Here is a 21,304-nt window from a genome sequence, read left to right as displayed (position 1 = left end):
GGTGTGGGTTTGTGGGGTTTTGTGGGGGGGGGGGGGGGGGGGGGGGGGGGGGGGGGGGGGGGGGGGGGGGGGGGGGGGGGGGGGGGGGGGGGGGGCCCGTCGTTGATTGGGCCCTGACACTGGATCCGTGGCGAGAACCGTGCGCGTCCACGAGGCGACGACACACCTGTCGGCTGCTGGAAGCGGTCGGGGCAGGGGAGGACGTCGTCATCACTCGCGCTGGCAAACCGGTTGCCCGCCTGGTCGCGGCCGGAACCCGGGCGGTTCGGCGCGTACCGGGCTCGCTGCGGGGCCGGACGAGGATCGCGGACGACTTCGACGAGATGCCCGAGGGGGGCGCTCGCGGCATTCCGAGGCGTCGGCCCGTGACCTTGCCGGCGGACCTCGGTCGGCGTTGGTGGTCCACGGAGCCGAGTGCGGCGACAGGATGGTGATGGTGGCATTGCCGCCGGCCCATGTCCGGTGGGCGGTCCCCGTCATGCAGGGAGCGGCTCGCGCACCCTGACCTGGCCGTTGCCGGCGCTCAGGTCAGGTGAGTTGCTCGTGCCGGAACGTCTCGCCGTGGGGGTAGATGAGCTCGACCTCGAAGCAGTCTGCGGCGACATGCTCGAGGAAGCTGCGGGCGGTCCCGGTGGGTGCGGCCGGGAGGAGGACCGCGATGGACTCGACGGTGGTCCGGTCATCGAGGGCGGAGGTGTTCGCTGCGTACCGGTAGGCGGCTGCCTGAGCCCATGCGTGAGCGACGGTGACGACATCGGCGGCGGCTTTCGCCTCCACGACGCGCCGGACCGTTGGCTCGTACACGTCGGCTCGCAGTTCACCGATGGGGTGCTCTCGGAGGTAGCGGTGAGGGAGTGTCGCGACATACGCGGCGACGAGGTCCGCTTCGAGCTGCTGGCGGGCGGGTGAAGCCGGTGGTTGCACGGCGATGGCTTCAGCCCGTTGAGCGAAGCGGCCAGCCGTGTCGAAGCGTGACGGCAGGTCGGTCCGCTGCCAGTACACGCGGCTGCTCTTGAGTTCGTGACCTTTCAGCAGGGTGTGCATGGCCTCGTAGACGTCGCAGTGCCGGTAGCGGCCGTCGAGCTCCTCGAAGGTCTCCCAGATGGACCGGCTGCCGCCCGGGCGGTCGTTGCGGGTGCAGGGCCACGGCAGAGACAGGACGGCGGCGGCGACCTCATGGAGGGGTGCGGGTGCGGCGTCGCCGGGGCGGGGGTGGCGCATGCGCTCGGGGGCGTGGGCGAAGCACATCACACCGGTGCGTTCGAGGTCCAGGACGGCGCGGAGGACTGCCGGGGTGGCCTCGGCCGTGTAGCCGCGCGCCTTGAGGTGGTCGATGACCTCGCTCCACTGCAGCAGATCGTCTCCGAGGTGCTGCTCGATATAGCGGGTCGCGACGGCAGTGACGTGGTCGAGGTTCTGCGAGGCGGAGGCGGTGCTCATGACGGTGAACGCTACGACGGTCACGGGCTCGTCGGTGCTGGGACGCTGTACGGCGTCGCGCCCACCACCTGGCGGAGCTGGTCCTGCATCCGTTGCAACAGTCCCTCAGTTAGTTGACATAACGTCGATTATCGGCGCGATAGAACGGGGCGCGAGAAGGGGCTGACACCTGTCGGGAATCGCCCAGGTCGGCCGGCGTGATGACCGTCCACCGCAGGCGTCGCCGCCGCGGCTTTTGACGCCCGAGGCCGATGTCGGAGGCCGATGTCGGGACGCCGCTCGGGTGCCCGTTGCCGACGTCCCGCCTCACGACCCCGCGGCTGGGTCGGCAGCCGGCTGCCTGTGCGCACATGCGGGCACCTCCGACCTCCGGCTCGTCCGACTCCCCCGAAATTGATCTTCACTCGGGACGCGCGCCACCCGTCGAGCGTTCGGGCGGCCCGTCCGCGGCCCCGACATCCGGTCCTCCCCGCCACCCTCCGCGTCCGCTGACACCGGCATCATTGCGTCACAGTGACGTATTCACTGTGGTGTCGGTCGTTCGACAGGCGGACCACCGTCGGGCTTCGTAGGGTCGGGCACATGAGAATCCGACGACCGTTCGCCGCACTGCTGACTTCGCTGGCGCTCTTCGGCGGAGCTGCGACGCTGACCGCGTGCGGGGATCCGGCCGGGCTGGATCGCAATGACGGCAGCACCGACGAGGTCGTGGAGACGGTCGACCCCGAGGACGCCGACCGGGAGAACCTGCCGGACGTCAGCAACCCGGAGACCGACCAGAACACCGACGACGACACGCAGGGCGACTGAGGTGCCGGTCAGCTGGAGCGTTCGGTGACCCAGAGCCGGTCCAGCCGGCCCGTCGAGTGGACGAGGTCGGCCAGGGAACGCTCCAGCTCGGCCTTGGTCGGCCGCTCCTGCAGCAGCGTCTGCACGTCTTCCAGGGCGCAGCGCAGCTGGAACAGCCGGTCCTGCAGCCCGTCCAGCTCCGCCCGTGACACCAGTACGACGTCGCCGGGCAATCCTGCCTTCGCGGTCGCCGAGCGCTGCTCGTAGGCGCGCTGGCGGCAGGCCTGGCCGCAGTACAGCCGCGGCCGCCCGACCGACCCCTGCTGCGGGAGAACCCGGCGGCACCAGCCGCACCGGCGTTCCTCACCGCTCCCCCGGCTGGGGAGTGGTGCGACGGGAAGGGATGCGGTGCTGCCGGACGCGTGCTGCTGTGCCACGCCTGCGCACGCTAGACGCCGCTGACGACAGTCCTGCATGACACGCCAGAACAGGCGTGGAAGGGCTACCGACCTGTGGCCGGAGGCTGGTCGACCACCGCCTCCGACCGTGTCGACGGGGCCTCGCAGGTGCGCCGACCGGTGCCACTAGCGTGGACGACGTGCCTGCCGCGCGCTTCGCCTTCCTCGACGCGCCGACGCCGTTGGCCATGGCGCACCGCGGTGGAGCGATCGAGCACCTGGAGAACAGCATGCCGGCCTTCCAGGCCTGCGTGGACCTGGGCTACCGGTACCTCGAGACGGACGTGCAGGTGACGGCCGACGGCGTCCTCGTCGCCTTCCACGATCCCACGCTGGAGCGGGTCACCGACCGCAGCGGCCGCCTCGACGGCCTGACCTGGGCACAAGTTTCCGAGGCCCGCATCGGCGGCCGGGAGCCGATCGTGCGCCTCGAGGACCTGCTGGGCGCGTGGCCCGACGTCCGGTTCAACCTCGACATCAAGGCCGCCGGCGTGCTGGCCCCGCTCGTGCGCCTGGTGCGGCGCATGAAGGTGCTCGACCGCATCTGCCTGGGCTCGTTCTCCGACGCCCGCGTCGCCGCGGCCCGGCGGCTCTTCGGACCGATGCTCTGCACCTCGCTGGGGCCCCGGGGGGTCGCGGCGCTGCGGTTGTCCTCCTACTCCCCCCGCGCCGCCGGGCTGGTGCGCATCCCGGCCGGCTGCGCGCAGGTGCCCCTGCATCTCGGCGGCCGCGCCCTGGTGGACGAGCGCTTCCTCGCCGCCGCCCACGCGCGCGGTCTGCAGGTGCACGTGTGGATCGTCGACGACCCCGATGAGGCCGCGGCCCTGCTCGACCTCGGGGTCGACGGCATCATGACCGATCGGCCGGCGATGCTGCGCGAGGTGCTGGAGAAGCGCGGCCAGTGGGCGCCACCGTCGTGACGTGGCTCCGGGACTGGCGTCCGCGCACGCCCCCGCTGCCGGAGGACCTCGCGGCCCTCGTCCGGCCCGACGACCCCGAGTGGTTCGCCCGGGAGCTGGCCATCGCCGTCGCCCCGCCGTGGTGGTTCTGGCGGTTCGTGCTGCGTCGCTTCTCGTGGCTGGTGAGCGTCTTCGGCCGCGTGGAGGTCACCGGCGAGATCCCCGAGGAGCTGCGGCGGGGGCCCTTGCTGCTGGCCGCCAACCACATCGGCGACTTCGATCCCTTCGTCATCGCCGTCGCCCTGCACCGGCTGGGCGTCTCCCCCCGGATCATGGCCACCGGGGGCATCGTCTCCGCGCCGGTCGCCGGCCCGCTGCTGGAACGGACCGGCGCCATCCGGGTGGAGCGGGGCACCGAGCTGGCCCGCCACGCCGTCCGCGTCACCGAGGTGGCCCTGGTGCACGGAGGCCACGTCGTCGCCTATCCCGAAGGCCGGGTGGGCCTGGCGCCGGACCTCTGGCCCGAACGGGGCCGCACCGGAATGGCGCGGCTCGCACTGGGCCTGCGGGTGCCCGTGCTCCCGGTGAGCCAGTGGGGTGCGCACGAGGTGCTCCAGTACGGCAACGACCTCGGCAAGCTGCGCACCCTGCTGCGGGCCGTGCTGCGCCGTCCCGCGTTGCGGGTGCACGTCGGCCCGCCGGTCGTCTTCGACGACCTGGAGATGGGCCGCGTGGGAGACGCCAACCGGGCGCGCACCCGCATCGCCGCTGCGCTCACCCGGGGCCTGCGCCCACTGCGGTCCGACGAGCTCGACGGCCCCGCGTTCGTCGACCCGACACGGCCCACGACCGCCGTCGCCGCTTTTCCCGGCGGTGTCGTGCCGGAGGACATCCCGTGACCGGCGCGGGCCGGTGCTGGACCGGCCGCCACCTGCCTGGCACCCTGCCGCGGTGACCACCGCCGTCCCCGCCGCCGACCCGTCGGTGCCGTCGACCGATCCCGCCCTCCGGCGCGAGCGGTTCGGCTGGTACTCCTACGACTGGGCGATGTCGGTCTTCAACACCTCGGTGACGACCGTCTTCCTCGGCCCGTACCTGACCGCGATCGCGCGGGACGCCGCGGGCCCGGACGAGCGGCTCTCCTTCCTCGGGCTGTCGCTCGCGGCCGGCAGCTGGTTCTCCTACGTGCTGTCGGCGTCGGTCGTCCTGCAGGTGCTCGTGCTGCCCCTCGCCGGCGCCGTCGCCGACCGCACCGGCCGCAAGCGGGAGATGCTCACCGGGCTGGCGATCCTCGGGGCGCTCGCGACGACCGGCCTGTTCTTCGCCGGCGACGGCCGGTGGCTGCTGGGCGCGGGTCTGTTCGTCCTCGCCAACATCGCGTTCGGCGCGGCCACGGTCGTCTACTACTCGTGGCTGCCGGAGCTGGCCGGACCCGACGAGCGCGACGCCGTCTCCAGCAAGGGCTGGGCGTTCGGCTACGTCGGCGGGGCGCTGCTGCTGGCGGTCCACCTGGGCCTGGTCGTCGCGGCCGAGGACCTGGGGCTGACGACCGGTGAGGCCGTGCGTATCTGCCTGGCGACGGCGGGGCTGTGGTGGGGGGCCTTCACGCTGTTCTCGGTGTCCCGCCTGCGCAACCGCCCGGTCGCGCCCTCCGCAGGCCGGTCCAGCAGCAGCTTCCGCCAGCTGGCCACCACCTTCCGCGAGATGCGGGCCTTCCCGCTGACGCTGTGGTTCCTCGGTGCCTACCTGCTGTTCAACGACGGCGTGCAGACGGTCATCTCCCTGTCGGCCACCTACGCCACCGAGGAGCTGGACCTGGCGCAGGACGTGCTCACCGGCGCGATCCTGATGGTCCAGGTGGTGGCGATCTTCGGCGCGCTGGGCCTCGGCCGCCTGGCCGGTCGCTACGGCGCCAAGCGGGTCGTCCTGGGCGCCCTGGTGGCCTGGATCGGTGTGCTGTTCGCCGCGTTCTCCCTGCAGACCGGCGCGGTCGCCCAGTTCTACGCCCTCGCCGCCGTCATCGGGCTCGTGCAGGGCGGCACCCAGGCCCTCTCCCGCTCCTTGTTCAGCCAGCTCATCCCGGCGGGCAAGGAGGCGGAGTACTTCGGCTTCTACGAGATCAGCGACCGCGGCACCAGCTGGCTCGGGCCGCTCGCGTTCGGCCTCACCTACCAGCTGACCGGCTCCTACCGGCTGGCCATCGTCAGCCTGGTGATCTTCTTCGTGGCCGGGTTCGTCGCGCTGGCCGCGCTGCCGATGCGCCGCGCTGTCGTCGCCGCCGGCAACACGCCGCCGGAGAAGCTGTGACCGCGCCCGACGGCGAGCGGCCCGCTCCCCCGCCGCCGATGGTGCCCGCCTCCGGCGACCGGCGACGCCACCCCGCACCGGCCCATCTGCGGTTCTTCCACGGCCCCATGGACTGCGGGAAGTCCACGCTGGCGCTGCAGGTCGACCACAACCACAGCCGGCAGGGCCGGCACGGGTTGCTGGTCACCCAGGGCGACCGGTCCGCGGCTCCGCGGATCAGCTCCCGCGTCGGGCTCTGCCGGGCGGCGATGGAAGTGCACGCGGGCACCGACCTGCGGCTGCTCGTCCGCACGCGCTGGGCCGACGGCCACCGGGTCGACTACCTGATCGTCGACGAGGCGCAGTTCCTCCTCCCCGCCCAGGTGGACCAGCTGGCCGAGCTGGTCGACGAGTCGCACGTCGACGTCTACGCCTTCGGGCTCACCACCGACTTCCGCGCGCAGCTGTTCCCCGGCACCCGGCGCCTGCTGGAGCTGGCCGACGAGGTGCAGCGCATCCAGGTGGAGGTGCTCTGCTGGTGCGGTCTCCCGGGGCTGCTCAACGCCCGGGTCGTCGACGGCGTCATGGTCCGCTCCGGCGCGACCGTCGTCGTCGCCGACACCGCTCCCCCCGAGCTGCCCGGGGAGGGCGCCGGCGCCCCCGCCGTCCGGTACCAGGTGCTCTGCCGGCGGCACTACGTGCGCGGCGAGCTGGGCCCCACCGCCGCCGGGCCGGGCCAGCTCGCCCTGCCCTGAACGGCGGCTCCTCACCCCTGTGGGGGGCGCCCGCGCCCCGGATCCCACCCCATGCGATGATGAGCAGCCGATTCGGCGGAATCTCTCCGCCTTTTCGGTCGTTCATCTCTCTGACTCCCCGGTCGCCTGGGTACTGCCCTGGCCACCGGACGTCGAGTCCCGACCGACACGAGCACGAGAGGACGGTGTGCCATGGGTGAGCGTTCCCTGCGCGGCAGCCGACTGGGCAGCGTCAGCTATGAGACCGAGCGCAACACCGCGCCCATCGAGCGGCAGTACGCCGAGTACCGGTGCGCCTCGGGCCACCTGTTCACGGTGCCCTTCGCCGACGACGCGGAGCTCCCCGACACCTGGGAGTGCAAGTTCGACGGTTCCGCGGCGAAGCTGGTCGGTGGGACCGAGCCGGCGCCCAAGAAGGTGAAGCCCCCGCGGACGCACTGGGACATGCTCCTGGAGCGGCGCAGCGTGGAGGACCTCGAGGAGGTCCTCGCCGAGCGCCTCGAGGTGCTCCGGGGCCGGCGGACACGCGCCAGCTGACCCCAGCCCTACCGCAGTGACCGGACGGCCCCGGTGGAGAGATCCACCGGGGCCGTTCCGCGTCCGGGGCCGGGTGCCCCCGGGAGCGGGTCAGGCCTTCTGGTCGGGGTCCCGCAGGACCTCCCCCTCGATCACGAGCGGCTCCCCACGGCCGTAGGACTCGGTGGTGTCCACCGGGGCGGTACGGGTGCTCCCCACGCGCACCGGTCCACGCAGGTGCTCGGGCAGCCGGGCGAGCACCACGCGCCGGAGCGCGCCACGCACCAGCCCCCGGGTGCCCGGCAGCAGGCACAGCAGCCCGATCAGGTCACCGAGGAAGCCCGGCAGCACCATCAGCAGACCGCCGACGGCGACCAGCCCGGCGTCACCGAGCTCGCGGCCCGCGGCCTCGCGTGACCGCGCCCGCTGCCGCAGGTCGGCGAGGGCCCGCCGGCCCTGGCTGGCCAGCAGCACCCATCCGAGCGCACTGGTGACGAGGGTGGCGAGGATCGTCCACCCGAGGCCGATCCAGGCGGCGACCAGCACGAAGACCACCAGCTCCGCCAGCGCGGTCAGCCCCACCACCGTGCGCAGTCTCCGACGCACCACGTCAGCCACGTCGCCTCCCCTCTCCAGGTCGTGCCGTTCCCGCTCCCCCGCCGGTCACGGGTGGCCGCACGCGTCCGGGCAGCCAGTCGGCCAGCCGGTCCTGCACGCCCCACACGGTCACGCGCGCCCACGCCTCTCCAACGATCGAGCCGCTCATCTTGCTCCGGCCGAACGCACGTTCGGTGAAGGTGATCGGCACCTCGGTGACGCGGGCCCCTGATCGCAGGGCTCGCCAGGCCCAGTCGACCTGGAAGCAGTAGCCCTCGCTCGCCACCTCGTCGAACGGGAGCCGGTCGATCAGCTCGGCGCGGGCCGCCCGGAAGCCCCCGGTGGCGTCGCGCAGCGGCAGCCGCAGCGCCCACCGGGTGTACCGGTTCCCGAGGCGGGACAGCACCAGCCGGTGCAGCGGCCAGTCCTCGACCCGGCCACCGTCGACGTAGCGGGACCCCAGCACGAGGTCGGCGTCGGCCAGGGCGGCGAGCAGGGCGGGCAGCTGCTCGGGCGGGTGCGAGCCGTCGGCGTCCATCTCGACCAGGACGTCGTAACCGCGCTCCTGGGCCCAGCGGAACCCGGCGACGTAGGCACGTCCCAGGCCGGCCTTCGCGGCGCGGTGCAGGACGTGGACGCGGGGATCGGCCGCCGCCAGCGAGTCGGCGATCCGCCCGGTGCCGTCGGGCGAGCCGTCGTCGACGACCAGGGCGTGCGCCTCCGGGACGCTGGCGTGCAGCCTGCCGAGCACCCGCTCGAGGTTCTCCGCCTCGTTGTAGGTCGGGACGACCACCAGGACGCGCTCGCTCACGCCCGGCTCCCCGCACGCCGCCGGAGGGCGGCGCACAGCGCCGCGCCGAGCCCCAGGGCGGTGAGGAGCACCTCCGGCGCGGCACCGAGCCGCTGGGCGACCGTCCGGCCGTCCCGCTGGGCCACCTCGGCCACGAACACCGCGGGCTCGAACAGCTCGGAGGAGCGCACCACGGTGCCGTCCGGCGCCACGATCGCGGAGATGCCGCTGGTCGCGGCCACCGCGACGGTGCGGCCGAACTCGACCGCGCGCACCCGGCTCATCGCCAGCTGCTGGGCGCTCTCGTCGGTGTAGCCGAACGTGGCGTTGTTGGTCTGAACCACGAGCATGCCCGCACCACCGTCGACGACGTCGCGCACGAGGCCGTCGTACACCACCTCGAAGCAGATGAGGTCGCCGAGCCGCACGCCACCGATGTCGAGGACGCCCACCTCGTCCCCCGCGGCGAAGTCCCGGCGGACGAGGTCGACCTTGTCGCTGAAGAACCGGAAGAAGTCGCGGGCCGGGACGTACTCGGCGAACGGAACGGGATGCCGCTTGACGTACGTGTCGCCGGGACCGCCCTCGGGGGTCCAGACGATCGCGGTGTTGCTGATGTACTCCCCCGGGCCGTTCACGACCGCGCCGACCAGCACCGGCGCACCCACCGCATCGGCCGCGCGCTGGATCTGCGCCGCGGCGTCGGCGTTGCGGTAGGGATCGATGTCCGAGCTGTTCTCCGGCCAGAGGACGACGTCGGGAGGTGGCTGCCGGCCGGCGGCCACCTCCCCGGCCAGGCGCAGCGTCTGCTGGACGTGGTTGTCGAGCACCGCCCGCCGCTGGGCGTTGAAGTCCAGGCCGGCGCGCGGTACGTCGCCCTGGATCACCGCGACGGTGGCGGTGGGGCCGCCTGCGGTGAGGGAGCCCCCGGCCAGCGGCAGCCAGGCCAACCCGCCCACCAGCGGGATCGTCAGCGCGCCGGCCAGCGCGGCCGCCGCCCCGCGACGGTGCCGGGCCGTGATCCCTGCCGTGCTCCGTCCCTGCGCGAGGGCGAGGGCCGCCGCCAGCAGGGTGCCGGTGAGCGCGACGGCGAAGCCGACCAGTGGGACACCGCCGTACGCGGCGAACGCCAGGAAGGGGCCCTCGGTCTGGGAGAGGCCCAGCCGGCCCCAGGGGAACCCCCCGAAGGGGAAGCGGCCGCGGCCCGCCTCGACGGCCACCCACAGGGCGGCGGCCCACAGCGGCCAGGCGGGGAGCCGGGACGTGAGCGCGGTCAGGCCCCCGAGCGTGGCGACGAACAGCGCCTGGCTGACCGCGAGGGCCAGCCACGGGACGGCCCCGACGTAGATGCCGGTCCAGGAGAGCAGGGGGACGAAGAAGGTGAGCCCGGTGACCAGCCCGAGCCAGAGACCGGCGCGGACGCTGCGCCCGTGGACGGCGACGGCGAGCGCGGCCGGGCCCAGCACCGCCAGGGCGGCGAGGTCGTATCCCGGGAACGCCAGGAACATCGCCAGCCCGCCGCAGGCAGCCAGGACGGTGCGCCAGGGGGCGCGCGACCAGCGGGAGGCCGGAGCTCCCGCCGGCGGCACGGGCCGCCCGGCAGCGTCGGGGCCGGCCGGGCGCGCGAGCGTCCAGGTTCCCGGCCCGCCATCGCCTGCGGGCACGCAGCGCCTCCCCGGTGCAGCCGCCCACCCGGGGCGGGACGTCCCCGCGCCCGTTCGGGCGGGGTCCGGGCCGCGGTGTCCGCGGCCCCGACCCAGCATCCCATCCCGGCGGAGTGGGCGAGCGCGTGTGCGCCGGGACCTTCCGTCCGAACCACCGGACCCCTGCTGCCGGGGGCGCCGGCGGTCGCCCTCCGCGATCGGCGCGCCTTCGGGCCGGACGGCCGGTCGCTGGCGGCGATCGGCGCGACCGTTGTCTGATGGCGCGGCTCCACGGGGGCTCCGCCGGGGTGCCCGCACACGCCGCGACCGGCGGCCCGCCGGCCCCCCGCGACCCGGGAGCGCACCCGAGATCGGGAGCGCCGGCCGGAGGGACTGACGCGCCTGCCGGGGAACGTGCGTGCGGTGCTCCCGGTCAGGAACTGCAGGGACTGTAAGAACTGCCCCGCGCCGAATCGAGACCCTGGCGAGCTGTGCGTCGCAGTGTGATCGAATCGTTACTGATCGTTGACAGCGACGGCGCTCACCCCGCGCCCGTCACCACCCGGCCGTCGACGAGCAGACCGGCGCAGCCGGGTCGGATCCGGTTGCCGAGGACGCCGGAGAGCCCCTGGTCGGTGGCCCACAGCGCGAGGTCCGCGGGCGCTCCCACGGCCAGCGGCCCGGCCGGGTGCTCGGCGCGGACGGCGAACCAGCCGCCGTGCGTGGCGGCGTCGAAGGCGTCGAAGGGACGCAACCCGGAATCCGGCGTCCGGTGGTCGACGGCCGCGTGCACCGCCCCCCAGGGGTCCAGCGGAGTCACCGGCGCATCGCTGCCGAGAGCCAGGGCGACCCCCGCGTCCGCGAGCTCGGCCAACGGATTGGTGGCCAGGGCCCGCTCGACGCCGAGCCGCTCGGCGTACATGCCCGCATCGCCTCCCCAGGTGGCGTCGAAGGCCGGCTGCACGCTGGCCACCATCTGCCAGTCCCGCATCCGGTCGATGGCCGCGGCGGAGGGCATCTCCAGGTGCTCGAGGCGGTGACGGCAGGCGCGGACGGCCGCGACGCCCAGCTCCGCGACGACGGCGCCGACGGCGTCCAGGACCTGCTCGACGGCGGCGTCCCCGATGACGTGGAAGCCGGCCTGGATCCCCGCCGCCGTGCAGGCGCGCACGTGCTCCACCAGCGCGGCGGACTCGAACCGCAGGGTGCCCGACGTCTCGGGTCGGTCACTGTAAGGAGCGCTCAGGGCGGCGGTGTGCGAGCCGAGGGCGCCGTCGCAGAACAGGTCTCCCCCGGCGCCGGCGAGACCGAGTTCCCGGACCAGCTCCAGGCCGCCGCGCTCGGACAGCTCGCCCCAGTACCCCACGACGCGCGGGCCGGGCACCTCGGCGGCCAGGGCCAGCAGCTCCCTCAGGTCGTCGGCGGAGGAGACCTCCGGCCCGGCCATCTCGTGCAGGCTGCCGATCCCCAGGGCGGCCGCCGCGGACCGGGCGGCGCGCTGTGCGGCGCGGCGCTGCGCGGTCCCCACCGCACCGTAGGCGGCCTGGCGGGCGGCGTGGTGGGCGTCCAGGCGCAGCCGTCCGTCCGGCGAGAACCCCGGGAGCCCGGTGATGCCCGGGACGAGGTCGAGCAGCGCGGTGGAGACCGTCGCCGAGTGGACGTCGACACGGGCCAGGTAGACCGGGCGCCCGGCGGCCACGGCGTCGACGTCGGCGCGCGTCGGGCCCCGTCGCTCGGGCCAGTCGGTCTCGTCCCAGCCGGTGCCCAGGACGATCCCGCCTGGCGCCGTCGCGACGTGGGCTCGGATGGACTCCATCGCATGGGCGAGGCTGGGGCTCGAGTGCAGGTCGAGACCGGTCAGCGCCAGACCGGTCGCCGTGGCGTGCACGTGCGCGTCGACGAAGGCAGGCGTCAGCAGCGCCCCCTCCCCCGCGACCGCGTGATCGGCACGCGGGGCCTCTGCGGCAGCACCGGTCCAGGCGATCCGGCCGTCGACGACGTGCACGGCGCGCCCGGGGCGGTCGCCGATCCGCACGTCGGTGAGCAGCAGGCTCATGTGGCGTCCACCTCTCGTCCCCGCGCTCGCGTCCGACCGCGAGGCGACGAGTAGGAGATCACGCCGACTCGGCCGCTCCGGCGGGAGACCCTCCGGTGGCCGGGCGCCCCGCCCGACGGTAGGCAGGACCGATGGGCGGCAAGGGGAAGGAGCTGCGCACCGAGCGGCTGCGGCTGCGCCCCTGGACCACCGGCTCGGCGGACCTGGCCCGGCTTCGCGACGTCTACCGCCGGGAGGAGGTGACCCGCTGGCTGGGCGGGACGCCGTCGGTGCCCCCGGCCGAGCTGGTCGAGCGCTGGGCCGAGGTGCACCGCCAGGACGAGACGTTCCTGTGCTGGGCGATCGAGCGACCCGACGGCGTCCCGGCGGGCACGGTGCTGCTCAAGCCGCTGCCGAACGGGGTGGGCGAGGTGGAGGTCGGGTGGCACCTGCACCCCGACTCGTGGGGTCACGGCTACGCCACCGAGGCCGCGCGGGCGGTGATCGACCGGGCGTTCGTTCGCGGCCTCCCCGAGGTCTACGCCGTCGTCCGACCCGGCAACGAGCCGTCGATGGCGGTGTGCCGGCGGCTGGGCATGACCCCGCTGGGCCGGATGCGGCGCTGGTACGACGTCGAGCTGGAGGCCTTCCGGCTCATGGCGCCGGTCGTCGTCGAGTGAGCTGTCCGCTCAGCGGCGGCGGAGCAGCCCGGTGAGCCGGCGGGCCGGGGACTTCTTCGCGCGCGTCGTCCCCCGCCCCGCCGCGCGCACCGCGTCGGCGGCCGCCGCCTCCGACGGCGTGGGGGCGGTGCCCCCGAGGTGGGCCGGGAGCCACCAGCGGTCGTCGTCGCCGGCGGGCCGGTCGGGGTAGCTGCGCTGCGCCTCGTCGAGCAGCGCCACCATGGCGGTGCGCGTGCGGTCCAGCAGCGCGGCGATCTGCTCCCCCGGCTCGGGGGTGATCGGGTCGCCCAGGAAGACCATGACCGGGACGCCCCGGCGCAGCTCCACCTTGTGGTTCTTGGTCGCCACCCGGTGCCCGCCCCACACCGCCGCCGGGATGATCGGCACACCGGCGTCGATGGCCATGCGGGCGGCGCCTGCCTTGAGGTCCTTGACCGTGAAGCTCGTGCTGATGGTCGCCTCGGGGAAGACGCCGACCACCTCGCCGTCCTTGAGGGCGCGCACGGCGGCCTCGAACGCCGTCGAGCCGGCTTTCCGGTCGACGGGGATGTGCTTCATGGCCCGCATGAACGGCCCGGCGAGCCAGTGCTCGAACACGGGCGACTTCGCCATGAACCGGACGAGGCGGTGCTGCGGCAGCGCGCCCAGGCCGAGGAAGGTGAAGTCGAAGAAGCTGACGTGGTTGCTGCAGATGATCGCCCCACCCACGGGTGGGACGTGCTGCGAGCCGCGGACGTCGAACCGGAACCGGAGGAGCCGGAAGACGACGAGTGCCAGTCGGATGACCAGGCGGTAGGGCTTGTCCCTCGGGTCGGGCGACGTGCCGAACAGCCCCGGACGGACGACGTCGCGCCAGCTCGCGGTGTACATGGCGGGAATCTAGCGGCTCGCGCCGGCGGTCGCCCGGGGGGTCTCCTCCCCCGCGGTGACGGCGACGGCCGCCCGGACGACGGCGGCGAGGTCGCCGGTCTCGCGGTGCACGCGCCGCTGGAGGTCCGCTCCCGTCCCGCGGGTCAGGAGGGCGTCCAGACCGCTGCTCACCACGGCTTCGTCGCCGGCCTCGGCGAGCGCGGGCCGGACGTGGTCCAGCAGATCGGCCAGCACGTCGGCGGCCGGGGCGGGCCGGCCGGTTCGCGGGTGCACCAGGTCACCGGAGAGCCCGGAGCGGGAGGCGCGCCAGGACGCCAGGCGGAGCACCTCCGCGCGCGTCTCCGGTACCGCTCCCCCGGCGCGGGCCTCCCGGGCGGCGGTCTCGACCAGGCCGCGCACGAGCCCGGCGAGGGTGACGGCGTCCTCCACACGCATCAGCACGTCGGCCGTGCGGACCTCGACGGTGGGCCAGGTGGCCGACAGGCGGGCGTCGAAGTAGACCATCCCGTCGTCCAGCACGGTCCCGGTGGCGAGCACCGCCTCGACGAGCCGGTGGTAGTCCGCCGCGTCGTGGAAGGGCTCGTTCGGGCCGGCCGAGGGCCATCGGTGCCACACCTGCGACCGGAAGCTGGCGTAGGAGGTGTCCCGGCCCTGCCAGAACGGCGAGTTCGCGCTGAGCGCGGTCAGCACCGGCAGCCAGTTGCGGATGCGGTTGAGCACCGCCACCCCTTCCTCGTCGTCGGCCACCGACACGTGCACGTGGCAGCCGCAGGTGAGGACCTCCTCAGCGGTGCGCCCGAAGGTCTCGAGCAGGCGCCCGTAGCGCTCGCCCTCCGTGGGGACCGGCGTCACGCCGACCGGCGAGGTGGCCAGGGCGGCGACGCGGGCACCCACGGCGGCGGCCGCGTCGTCGGCCCGGCCGCGCCAGTGCTGCAGCTGGCTGCGGATCTCGGCCAGCGTCGTGCACACCGGCGTGCCGAGTTCCATCTGGTGGGCCTTCAGCTCGGGGACGAGGCGGGCGGTCTCCGGGACGGCGACGTCCTTGCCGCGCTCCTCGAGGTCGTGCTGGTGGACGTCCTCGCCCTCGCCGCGGCGCGCCGCGACCGCCAGGGCCTCCGGGGCCCGGGGAACGGGAACGCCGTGGGGGTCGACGACCAGCAGTTCTTCCTCGACGCCCACCGTTCGCACGGTCCCATGATCCAGAGGGACATCGCCGGGCGCAGATCCAACCGGTCCTGGTGGTCCGTTGGTGATGCGGTGCCCGAAGGGCGCCGGTTCTGGTTGCTCGTCAAGTCAGCACAACGAATGTTGTCGCGATTGTTGGGGATAACGGTAGACTGGACGCATGCCACGTGCCTGGCAGCAGCCGTTGCCCGACATGCCTGCCCTACCGCCGGCACGCGCCTGGGCCCGGCTGCGACCGCCTCCTGGGTACGAGGACCAGTGGCGCCGGCTGGCCGACGCGGCGCTCGAGCTCGATCTCGGGCCCGAGGAGCTGGCGGCCGGTGGCCTCGACGAGCTGTCCGCCGCGCGCGGCTGGAAGCCGGCCACCGTCGCGCTCTACAGCAAGGTCGCCCGCTACGGCGGTCTGGCGCTCGCGCAGCCGGCCACCCCCGAGCCGGATCCGCCGCAGCTCGATCTCCGGCCGCTGACCCGGATCCGCGCCGAGGACCCCGAGCACCTGCGCTCGGTGGCCTGGTGCGCGCTCGCCCTGGGCTGGCCCGCGCCGGTCGGCGCCTTCCGTTCGCTGCGGCGGGACCAGGTGCGGGCGACCGCGCGCCGCCTGCACGTCACCACCGACGACGGCGAGTGGTCCGTCCCCGGGGCGCTGACCGCCTGGCACGCCTGGGAGGCGGCTCGGGCGAGGTTCCCGGCGCTGGCCGCCAGTCCCTGGGTGCTGCCGGCGCTGCGCCGGGGGCCCGGCCTGGATTCCCGCATCGGTGGCAGGCTCTCCAACCAGGCCCTGCAGGCCACCTTCACCAAGCACGTGCGCGCCACGGTCGGGCACCTGCGCGCCACCGTCGCCCCGTTCCGCCGCGAGGCCGTCGAGGAGCTCGCCGCTGCCTACCGGACGCTGTCCTACGACTCCTACCGCCGGCTGGCGCTCGCGGCCGGCGCCCAGCCGGTGGGATCCCGCGGCATGGTCCGCGCCACCCGAGCGGTGGCCCGGGCGTCCCGGCAGGCCGGCTGAGCGCGCTCAGAGCAGCGTCAGCTGCTCAGCCGCACCACCGGGGGCGGGGGCCGACGCTGCACCCCGGTCGGGGACAGGACCGGGCCCCGGGAGCGCCGTGGAGGGCAGGCTGCCGGCGGGGAAGCCGACCTCTTCGTCGCCGGGCACGCCCATGACCTCGACCTGGCGGGCCGCCCCGCCGGACCGCCGGTCCAGGCCGTGCCGGGCCAGCAGCGGCGCCACCTGCCGGGCCAGCCACGTGCGGTACTCGGCCGGCACGTAGGCCCGGCGGGCGTACAGGCGCTCGTACCGCGGAACGAGTTCGGGGTGCACGCGACGCAGCCAGGCCATGAACCACTCCCGGGCGCCCGGGCGCAGGTGCAGCGGGATCACGGTCACGCCGGACGCCCCGGCCGCGGCGATCGCAGCGAGTGCGGCGTCCAGCTGCGCGGGAGAGTCGGTGAGGCCGGGGAGCACGGGCGCGAGGAAGACCCCGCAGGGCAGCCCGGCGTCGGCCAGCGCCCGGATCAGCTCCAGCCGGGCGCGCGGGCCGGGGACGCCGGGCTCGAGCGCGGCGTGCAGGTCGTCGTCCCAGATGGCGATCGAGACCCCCAACCCCACGGGGACGTCGCGGGCGGCGGCCGCAAGCAGGGGGATGTCGCGCCGCAGCAGGGTGCCCTTGGTGAGGATGGAGAAGGGGGTGGCGGACGCGGCGAGCGCCTCGATCACCCCGGGCATGAGCCGATAGCGACCCTCGGCCCGCTGGTAGGGGTCGGTGTTCGTGCCGAGGGCGACGTGCTCGCGCCGCCATGACGGCCGGGCCAGCTCCCGCCGCAGCACCTCGACCAGGTTGGTCTTGACCACGACCTGGGTGTCGAAGTCCCGGCCCGAGTCGAGCTCCAGCCATTCGTGCGTCCGGCGAGCGAAGCAGTACACGCACGAATGCGAGCAGCCGCGGTAGGGGTTGATGGTCCACGGGAAGGGCATCGCCGACTCCCCCGGCACGCGGTTCAGCGCGCTCCTGGACCGCACCTCGTGGAAGGTGAGCCCGGGGAACTCGGGCACCTGCACACTGCGCAGCAGCCCACGGATGGTCGGCATGCCGGGCAGCGCCCCGGGCTCGTCGACGTCGAGTCGCTGCGCGTCCCACCGCATGCCCACCATCCGAACACACGTTCGAACGACTGTCCAGCTGTCGGATGGGTGGCGGGGCCCGACGTCGACCGGTGCGGCTGCCCGGTGACCACCGGTCCTACCGACGTCGGACAGCTACCGCCTGGTCTCGTACCTGGTCAGGACCACGCCGTCGGGAAACGTCCGGGTCTCCACCAGGGTCAGGTCCACCCAGTTGTCCAGGGCCGTGAAGAACGGCGTGCCGCTCCCCACCAGGACCGGTGCGGTGGCCACCACGTACTCGTCGATCAGCCCGGCCCGCATCGCCGCTGCGGCGAGTGTGGCGCCGCCGATGTCCATGGGGCCGCCGTCCTCGGCCTTCAGCCGGGTGATCTCGGCGACCGCGTCGCCGGTGACCAGGCGGGCGTTGCCGTCGACCGCGCTGATCGTGGAGGAGAACACCACCTTCGGCATGTCCCGCCAGCGGCGGGCGAACTCGATCTCCGCCGGTGTGACGCCGGGCTGCTGGTCGGCGGTCGGCCAGTGGGAACTCATCGTCTCCCACAGTTTCCGCCCGTACAGCGCCAGGCCGGTCGCCCCCACCCGGTCGGACCACCACTGGAACAGCTCGTCGCTCGGCACGCTCCAGCCGATGTCGTCGCCGGGCGCGGCGATGTAGCCGTCCAGGCTCACGTTCATGCCGAAGCTCAGTCTCCGCACGGCGTCTGCCTCCCATGAGTCGGTCTCCGGCGTACAGACCGGCGCACCGCGGGAGAGTCATCGGTCAGGCCACACCGGGGGGCCGGTCGACCACCACGCCCAGCGAAGGCTGCGCCCGGGACCCCCTCGTGACGCATGACAGCCGGCGGTCAGATCGGTGGCCGGGCCTCGTAGGGGGTGGAGAGGACCACCGTCGTCCGGGTGCGGACGTTCGCGGCGGCGCGGATCTCCTTGAGCAGGTTCTCCAGCGCGTCCGGCGAGGCCACCCGCACCTTGAGGATGTAGCTCTCCACCCCCGCGACCGCGTGGCACTCCTCGATGGCGTCGAGGTGCGCCAGCAGGGCCGGCGCGTCGTCGGTCTGCGCGTCGGTCGGGGTGATCGACACGAAGGCCGTCAGCGGCAGGCCGATCTGCGTGGCGTCGAGCGTCGCCCGGTACCCGGTGATCAGCCCGCGCTGCTCGAGCCGCCGCACCCGCTGGTGCACGGCCGACACCGACAGCCCCACCCGCTCGGCCAGCTCGGTGAAGCTGGCCCGGCCGTCGCGGGCGAGCGCCGCCATCAGCGCCCGGTCGACGTCCAGCGGGACGCCCCCGGCCTCAGCCGGGGAGTTCGACGAGCTCACGGGGACCGTTGTTCAGGACGCGGACGCCGTCGTCGGTGCAGACGACGATGTCCTCGATGCGGGCGCCGTGGCGACCGGGCAGGTAGATGCCCGGCTCCACGGAGAAGGCCATGCCCGGCTCCAGCGGGAGCTGGTTGCCGGCCACGATGTAGGGCGCCTCGTGGCTGTCCAGTCCGATGCCGTGCCCGGTGCGGTGGATGAAGTACTCGCCCCAGCCGGCGTCGGCGATCACGGTGCGGGCCGCCGCGTCGATCTGCTCGGCCGTCACGCCGGGGCGCACCGCGGCGGTCGCCGCCTGCTGCGCGGCGTGCAGCACCTCGTACCACTGCGCCACGTCGGCCGGTGCGCTCCCGCCGACGACGTAGGTCCTGGTGCAGTCGGAGCGGTAGCCGGTCGCCGTCTCCCCGCCGATGTCCACGACGACGACGTCCCCGGCCTCCACCGTGCGGCCGGAGAGCTCGTGGTGAGGGCTGGCGCCGTTGGGCCCCGAGCCGACGATGGTGAAGTCCACCCCCACGTGCCCCTCGGCCAGGATGGCCGCCGCGATGTCGGCGCCGACCTCCGCCTCGGTGCGGCCGACCCGCAGCCACTCCCCCATGCGGGCGTGCACCCGGTCGATCGCCGCGCCGGCCCGGGCCAGCTCCTCGACCTCGGCGGGCGTCTTCACCATGCGGAGCCGGTCCACGACCGGGCTCGCGAGCTCCAGCGCCGACCCGGGCAGTGCCCGCTGCACACCCAGCGCGTGCTCGGCCCACGTACGCGACCCGACGGCGACCCGGGCGGGGGCGGAGCCGAGCCGGGCGGTCGCCGCCCCGGCCAGCACCGCGAACGCGTCATCGGTCTCGTCCCAGGCGAGCACCTCCAGGCCGAGCGCTCCGGCCGGGCTGGCGTCGACCATGGGCGCCTCCAGGCGGGGCACGACGAGGAACGCCTCGCCCGAGCGGGGCACCGCGAGGGCGGTCAGCCGCTCCATCGCGTGGGCGGCGTAGCCGCACAGGTAGCGGAGGTCGGCGCCGGGGGTGAGCACGAGGAGGTCCATGCCCAGCTCACCGGCGATCGCCCGGGCGGCGTGCACCCGGTCGACGGTCACGAGCGGGCCTGTTCCGGCCGGTTCTGTCACGGTTGTCACCGGCGCAGAGTAGCCACGCCGGACCACCCTTCCCCGCAATCGTTGCCAGACCGCTACCGTCCGCGGACGTGGACGAGCACGCGCAGTCCGGGCGGACGACGGCACAGGTCGGCGGGGTGGCCGCGTGACCACCATGCTCCTGGACGCCGCATCGCTGTACTTCCGCGCCTTCTACGGCGTCCCGACCAACGTCACCACCCCGGACGGGCGGCCGATCAACGCCGTCCGGGGTTTTCTGGACATGACGGCGCGCCTGGTCACCGCGCACGCGCCGGACCGGCTGGTCGCCTGCTGGGACGACGACTGGCGGCCGGCGTTCCGGGTGGCGGCGCTGCCCTCGTACAAGGCCCACCGGGTCGCGCCAGAGGGCGGCGAGGAGACCCCCGACGAGCTCGCTCCGCAGGTGCCGGTCCTGATCGAGGTGCTCGCCGCCGCTGGGATCGCCCGCGTCGGCGCACCGGGCTACGAGGCCGACGACGTGATCGGCACGCTCGCCACCCGGGCCCGCGGCCCCGTCGACGTCGTCACCGGCGACCGCGACCTGTTCCAGCTGGTCGACGACGCCCGCGGCGTGCGGGTGCTGTACACGGCGCGGGGCATCTCCGACCTGGAGTTCGTCGACGAGGCCGCCGTCACCGCGAAGTACGGCATCCCCGGCCGGGCCTACGCCGATTTCGCCGTCCTCCGCGGCGACCCGAGCGACGGGCTGCCCGGCGTGCCCGGCGTGGGCGCGAAGACCGCCGCCGCGCTCATCGGCGAGTTCGGCGACCTGGCCGGCATCCGGGCGGCGGTGGCGCGCACGGTGGTCCCGGCGCCGCCGCTGACGGCGGCCGTGCTGAAGAAGCTGCACGCGGCCGCCGACTACCTCGACGCCGCCCCGGTGGTGGTCGCCGTGGCGCGGGACATCGATCTGCCCGCGGTCGAAGGCGCCCTCCCCCGCTCCCCCGCCGACCCCGGCGCGCTGGCCGCGCTGGCCGAGCGGCACGGCCTGCAGTCCTCCCTCGGCCGCCTGGGTGCCGCGCTGGGCTGGCCGGCGGACGCGCTCGGCTGAGCACGCCTCAGCCGCGGGTCACGGCTCGCTCCAGGTGTACCGGGCGCCCTCGGCGTCGGTGATCTCGATCCGGAGGGTGATCTCCTCGTCGTCGGCGGTCACGCCGGTGCACGCGTAGGTGGCCCCCTCCTCCACGCGCATCTCCTGGTCGCAGTTCAGGTCGACGGCGACGCCCTCGCGCTGTTCGAACCGCTCGGCGACGTCGCGCTCCACCGCCGAGCGCGAGAGCACCGTCGGCCCGGTGGTGCTCGCCAGGACGACGCCGCCGACGAGGACGGCCGCCAGCACGAGCAGCCCCACGAGCAGCCCGGTCCGCGTCGTGCGGGCCGGAGGCCGGGCGAGCGCGTACTGCGGCAGTCCGGAACCGCTCGCGCCCGGGGGCCCGTACTGCGCCGGCGGGCCGGACTGCGGCTGCCCGTACTGCGGCTGCCCGTGCGGTGGCTGCCCGTACCGGGGTGGGCCGTACCCGCCGGCGCCCGGGTGCCTGTGCTGCGGCGGCTGGCCGTAGGGAGCCTGACCGAACGGTGGGGCGCCGTAGGGCCGCGTGTCCCCGGGCCGGCCGTAGCCGGCCGGAGCCTGCCCGTGGGGCCAGGCCGGCGGACCCCACGGCTGCTGCGGGGGCGCGGGACGGTCCCCGCCCGGTGCATCACCGGAGGAGTGCTCGCCGTGCGGCGGATGGGTCATCGTCGCTCCCGACTGCCTGCGTCCGGTCGGCGACCGGGCGCCGGGGATTCTGCCGC

General features: G+C 74.5%; 23 protein-coding genes. 10 read left to right on the top strand and 13 right to left on the bottom strand.

Features of this window, described 5'->3' with window-relative positions; all coding sequences use genetic code 11:
- Window positions 1-11: 11 nt before the first annotated feature.
- The gene (locus ACI799_RS01955; RefSeq protein ID WP_456612284.1) at window positions 12-434 is read left to right on the top strand and encodes a type II toxin-antitoxin system Phd/YefM family antitoxin; all 423 of its coding nucleotides are present in this window, start codon (window positions 12-14) and stop codon (window positions 432-434) included.
- Window positions 435-528: 94 nt separating this feature from the next.
- On the opposite strand, the gene ACI799_RS01950 is transcribed toward ACI799_RS01955, so the two are convergent.
- Window positions 529-1,440, bottom strand: coding sequence for a hypothetical protein (locus ACI799_RS01950; protein ID WP_456587815.1), 912 nt, complete (start codon window positions 1,438-1,440; stop codon window positions 529-531).
- 582 nt (window positions 1,441-2,022) lie between these two features.
- On the opposite strand from ACI799_RS01950, the gene ACI799_RS01945 reads away from it, so the two are divergent.
- The gene (locus ACI799_RS01945) at window positions 2,023-2,250 is read left to right on the top strand and encodes a hypothetical protein (RefSeq protein WP_456587816.1); all 228 of its coding nucleotides are present in this window, start codon (window positions 2,023-2,025) and stop codon (window positions 2,248-2,250) included.
- Window positions 2,251-2,258: 8 nt separating this feature from the next.
- Here ACI799_RS01945 and ACI799_RS01940 read toward each other — a convergent pair whose 3' ends face one another.
- Window positions 2,259-2,666: a hypothetical protein gene (locus ACI799_RS01940; protein WP_456587817.1), complete on the bottom strand. Its 408-nt coding sequence runs from the start codon at window positions 2,664-2,666 to the stop codon at window positions 2,259-2,261.
- Window positions 2,667-2,827: 161 nt separating this feature from the next.
- Here ACI799_RS01940 and ACI799_RS01935 point away from each other — a divergent pair, with 161 nt between their 5' ends.
- From ACI799_RS01935 to ACI799_RS01915, 5 genes are all read left to right on the top strand, one after another.
- A complete protein-coding gene (locus ACI799_RS01935; protein ID WP_456587818.1) occupies window positions 2,828-3,607 on the top strand; it encodes a glycerophosphodiester phosphodiesterase in 780 nt (259 codons plus the stop codon).
- Entirely contained in the window at window positions 3,589-4,485 is an 897-nt protein-coding gene (locus ACI799_RS01930) for a lysophospholipid acyltransferase family protein (protein ID WP_456587819.1), read from the top strand. Before ACI799_RS01935 ends, ACI799_RS01930 begins: the two co-directional genes overlap by 19 nt.
- A gap of 52 nt (window positions 4,486-4,537) precedes the next feature.
- Window positions 4,538-5,893, top strand: a complete 1,356-nt coding sequence (locus ACI799_RS01925; RefSeq protein ID WP_456587820.1) for an MFS transporter — start codon at window positions 4,538-4,540, stop codon at window positions 5,891-5,893.
- On the top strand, window positions 5,890-6,627 hold the full coding sequence (locus tag ACI799_RS01920; protein WP_456587821.1) for a thymidine kinase: 738 nt from the start codon (window positions 5,890-5,892) through the stop codon (window positions 6,625-6,627). Before ACI799_RS01925 ends, ACI799_RS01920 begins: the two co-directional genes overlap by 4 nt.
- 192 nt (window positions 6,628-6,819) lie before the next feature.
- Window positions 6,820-7,164, top strand: a complete 345-nt coding sequence (locus ACI799_RS01915) for an RNA polymerase-binding protein RbpA (RefSeq protein ID WP_456587822.1) — start codon at window positions 6,820-6,822, stop codon at window positions 7,162-7,164.
- 90 nt (window positions 7,165-7,254) lie between these two features.
- On the opposite strand, the gene ACI799_RS01910 is transcribed toward ACI799_RS01915, so the two are convergent.
- The 4 genes from ACI799_RS01910 to ACI799_RS01895 form a co-directional block, all read right to left on the bottom strand.
- Complete coding sequence (locus ACI799_RS01910) at window positions 7,255-7,761, bottom strand: FxsA family protein (RefSeq protein WP_456587823.1); 507 nt, start codon at window positions 7,759-7,761, stop codon at window positions 7,255-7,257.
- Window positions 7,754-8,551: a polyprenol monophosphomannose synthase gene (locus tag ACI799_RS01905; protein WP_456587824.1), complete on the bottom strand. Its 798-nt coding sequence runs from the start codon at window positions 8,549-8,551 to the stop codon at window positions 7,754-7,756. Before ACI799_RS01905 ends, ACI799_RS01910 begins: the two co-directional genes overlap by 8 nt.
- Window positions 8,548-10,194 carry an apolipoprotein N-acyltransferase gene (gene lnt / locus ACI799_RS01900; protein ID WP_456612276.1) on the bottom strand — a complete coding sequence of 549 codons (1,647 nt, stop codon included), beginning with the start codon at window positions 10,192-10,194 and terminating at the stop codon, window positions 8,548-8,550. Before lnt ends, ACI799_RS01905 begins: the two co-directional genes overlap by 4 nt.
- Before the next feature lie 520 nt (window positions 10,195-10,714).
- Complete coding sequence (locus ACI799_RS01895; RefSeq protein ID WP_456612275.1) at window positions 10,715-12,229, bottom strand: amidohydrolase; 1,515 nt, start codon at window positions 12,227-12,229, stop codon at window positions 10,715-10,717.
- Window positions 12,230-12,360: 131 nt separating this feature from the next.
- Between ACI799_RS01895 and ACI799_RS01890 the strand changes: the two genes are divergently transcribed.
- The gene (locus ACI799_RS01890) at window positions 12,361-12,888 is read left to right on the top strand and encodes a GNAT family N-acetyltransferase (RefSeq protein WP_456612274.1); all 528 of its coding nucleotides are present in this window, start codon (window positions 12,361-12,363) and stop codon (window positions 12,886-12,888) included.
- A gap of 9 nt (window positions 12,889-12,897) precedes the next feature.
- Here ACI799_RS01890 and ACI799_RS01885 read toward each other — a convergent pair whose 3' ends face one another.
- Window positions 12,898-13,758 (bottom strand): lysophospholipid acyltransferase family protein, encoded by an 861-nt coding sequence (locus ACI799_RS01885; RefSeq protein WP_456587828.1) that lies wholly within the window; start codon window positions 13,756-13,758, stop codon window positions 12,898-12,900.
- A gap of 9 nt (window positions 13,759-13,767) precedes the next feature.
- Window positions 13,768-14,946, bottom strand: a complete 1,179-nt coding sequence (locus ACI799_RS01880) for a carboxylate-amine ligase (RefSeq protein ID WP_456600608.1) — start codon at window positions 14,944-14,946, stop codon at window positions 13,768-13,770.
- A 157-nt stretch (window positions 14,947-15,103) separates the two neighbouring features.
- Here ACI799_RS01880 and ACI799_RS01875 point away from each other — a divergent pair, with 157 nt between their 5' ends.
- A complete protein-coding gene (locus tag ACI799_RS01875; protein WP_456612273.1) occupies window positions 15,104-15,949 on the top strand; it encodes a hypothetical protein in 846 nt (281 codons plus the stop codon).
- A 6-nt stretch (window positions 15,950-15,955) separates the two neighbouring features.
- Here the strand turns inward: ACI799_RS01875 and ACI799_RS01870 are convergent, their stop codons facing one another.
- The 4 genes from ACI799_RS01870 to ACI799_RS01855 form a co-directional block, all read right to left on the bottom strand.
- On the bottom strand, window positions 15,956-17,092 hold the full coding sequence (locus tag ACI799_RS01870) for an Rv2578c family radical SAM protein (RefSeq protein WP_456587831.1): 1,137 nt from the start codon (window positions 17,090-17,092) through the stop codon (window positions 15,956-15,958).
- A gap of 105 nt (window positions 17,093-17,197) precedes the next feature.
- Complete coding sequence (locus ACI799_RS01865; protein ID WP_456587832.1) at window positions 17,198-17,761, bottom strand: dihydrofolate reductase family protein; 564 nt, start codon at window positions 17,759-17,761, stop codon at window positions 17,198-17,200.
- Between the two features lie 149 nt (window positions 17,762-17,910).
- Window positions 17,911-18,384 (bottom strand): Lrp/AsnC family transcriptional regulator, encoded by a 474-nt coding sequence (locus tag ACI799_RS01860; RefSeq protein ID WP_456587833.1) that lies wholly within the window; start codon window positions 18,382-18,384, stop codon window positions 17,911-17,913.
- Complete coding sequence (locus ACI799_RS01855; protein WP_456587834.1) at window positions 18,359-19,513, bottom strand: M24 family metallopeptidase; 1,155 nt, start codon at window positions 19,511-19,513, stop codon at window positions 18,359-18,361. The genes ACI799_RS01860 and ACI799_RS01855 overlap by 26 nt, the downstream gene beginning before the upstream one ends.
- Before the next feature lie 133 nt (window positions 19,514-19,646).
- Between ACI799_RS01855 and ACI799_RS01850 the strand changes: the two genes are divergently transcribed.
- Window positions 19,647-20,564, top strand: a complete 918-nt coding sequence (locus tag ACI799_RS01850) for a 5'-3' exonuclease (RefSeq protein ID WP_456612283.1) — start codon at window positions 19,647-19,649, stop codon at window positions 20,562-20,564.
- 18 nt (window positions 20,565-20,582) lie between these two features.
- Here ACI799_RS01850 and ACI799_RS01845 read toward each other — a convergent pair whose 3' ends face one another.
- Window positions 20,583-21,248, bottom strand: a complete 666-nt coding sequence (locus tag ACI799_RS01845) for a DUF4333 domain-containing protein (protein WP_456612272.1) — start codon at window positions 21,246-21,248, stop codon at window positions 20,583-20,585.
- Window positions 21,249-21,304 lie beyond the last annotated feature (56 nt).

The sequence above is a fragment of the Blastococcus sp. SYSU DS0753 genome (genome assembly GCF_054051175.1).
This window is presented reverse-complemented; position numbering and strand designations above follow the sequence as displayed.